At 42.7% G+C, this 1,986-nt stretch carries 1 protein-coding gene; it reads left to right on the top strand.

From position 1 onward, the window contains the following. The first annotated feature begins 427 nt into the window (after positions 1-427). Positions 428-1,960 carry a transposase gene (locus Q8M98_02755; protein ID MDP3113673.1) on the top strand — a complete coding sequence of 511 codons (1,533 nt, stop codon included), beginning with the start codon at positions 428-430 and terminating at the stop codon, positions 1,958-1,960. Positions 1,961-1,986 lie beyond the last annotated feature (26 nt).

The raw sequence follows: 1,986 nt of genomic DNA on the forward strand, positions 1-1,986 counted from the left end.
ATCGGAGCCGTAAGATACTGGGATACAACGTTTCAGCCAGCATGGAGGCAATCCACACACTTCAAGCTATGAAAATGGCATATAGCAATGGCAACCCATCCGAGGGCTTGATCCATCATTCTGACAAGGGGAGACTGTTCAAGTAAATTCCCTTAAATTTCAAGAAATTAGCGTTTCGGAAATCAAGAAAAGTGGGCGAAAGGCATCCTTAGGCAGGGGTTGCCTTGAATTGACAGATCGTCTACGCAGAAAACACTTCAGTAAATATCAATCATTTTTCGTGGGGAAAAGCCTTATGCTTATAGCCGCGACCATAGGGCTGTTTATGGACAATATGTATATTTAAACAAATGATAGAAAATCATTTACAACTTTTGCCTTCTAACTATTGTGGCGCCCAAATTTACCTGAATGAAGGAAGCCAAAAATGAAGAAAAGTGTACATGTCCAGAACCATGTTAGTGTGGATTGCGATGAAAATCAGTTTCGGGTGACAATAAACTCCCCCGTGGTATTTACCATGCCGAACATCGGCGTAAACCGCAAGTTATTGGTAGTCTTATTGCGTCTTTTAGTGGGAATCGATGGAAAGAGTGTCCTAACCTTCCACCAGATAGCGATTTTACTTGGCTATCCTGATCGGAGAAACATCAATAACTTTTGGCGTGAATTTCAAGCTCATAACTGCAATATTCTGGAGTATCTGAGCAGGAAGGTCGAATTGCTAAAGTATATTGACCTGATTCAGAAGTTTGTTCTCCAGAACCTGCTGTTACCTTTGAATTTAATGTATCAGATATTCACCGCTCAGCACACGATTAAAATGTCTTATCCCACTTTCTGCAAGTATGTGGGTCAGATAGATGGAGCCGCCGTAGCAAAGCAAGCCCGGACACTATTTTGGGAAAAAACAAGCAATGGAGATGTCGTTAGTCTTTTGCGGATATTAGCCGATCAGCATAATGTTCCTGTGATCTGCGATCAGCTTCTGGAGCACACCAAAACTATTGGGACCCAACCCAAGCAAGCAAGCACAGCCAGGTTTCCACTAAATATGCAGCGCCAGAATCTTTGTCTTATGGTGCACTATCTCATTGGCAAAGGTATGAATCAAAGTACCATAGCAATGCTGTTAAACACAAGTAAGGCAACCGTTTCAAATTTATGGCATGAAATTGGGGACTTACAGAGCATCATCTTGAATTCCATTGGCAAATGGAGCGGCAAGATCAGCATTGATGAGAAGTTTCTCAGGTTAGAAGGCATTCCCTACTACATCATCACGATAGTGGACTTCATAACGGGAATACCACTATACCTGAATCTATTCAGAAACACCAGGAAAGAATCTTACGAAGCTTGTTTCAGAGCATTCCACCTGATCTACAAGAAACCGCCCACATTGATTGTCAGCGATGGAAGCCAAGCTCTGGCAGCCGGAAGAAAAGCGGCATTCCCCAATGTTCCACATCAGCTTTGCAAGTTTCACAAGATCAGGAACTTGTTCAAGAAAATATCCAACAGCAAGATAGCCTTTGAAGAGAAAATCATGTTAAAAGCCAAAGTCGTGAAGGTGTTCAAAAGAAATTCGGTCAGCGGACGAAAGAAGGGCATAAGAGAGTTGAGGTCTCTCGCCCCCAAGCCCGCTGCCGAATACATCGATTGCAATATCCTCAAGCACTGGAAACTACTTTGCAAGGGACTAACTTCCAACGTCTCCGAACGGTTTAACCGCAAAATCACGAAAGTGCTGTCCGGAAGATATGGTCTTAAATCCGAACAAACCGTTCTGAATCTTGCTCTTTCGCTCTGGTTAACAGAATTGATCGATAAAGGCAAACCAATCATGCATGAGCAATCGCTGATTGCCAATCTGAACATCTCCCAAATCTGTCAAGAAAATGTAAAATGGAAGCACTTAGACCACTTATTCTCCAAGTGCTCTGGTAAAGCAGCGTAGAATGGTGATGGTTTTTGAACAGTCTC

Source organism: Candidatus Cloacimonadaceae bacterium, assembly GCA_030693415.1.
Taxonomy (GTDB): Bacteria; Cloacimonadota; Cloacimonadia; order Cloacimonadales; family Cloacimonadaceae; genus JAUYAR01.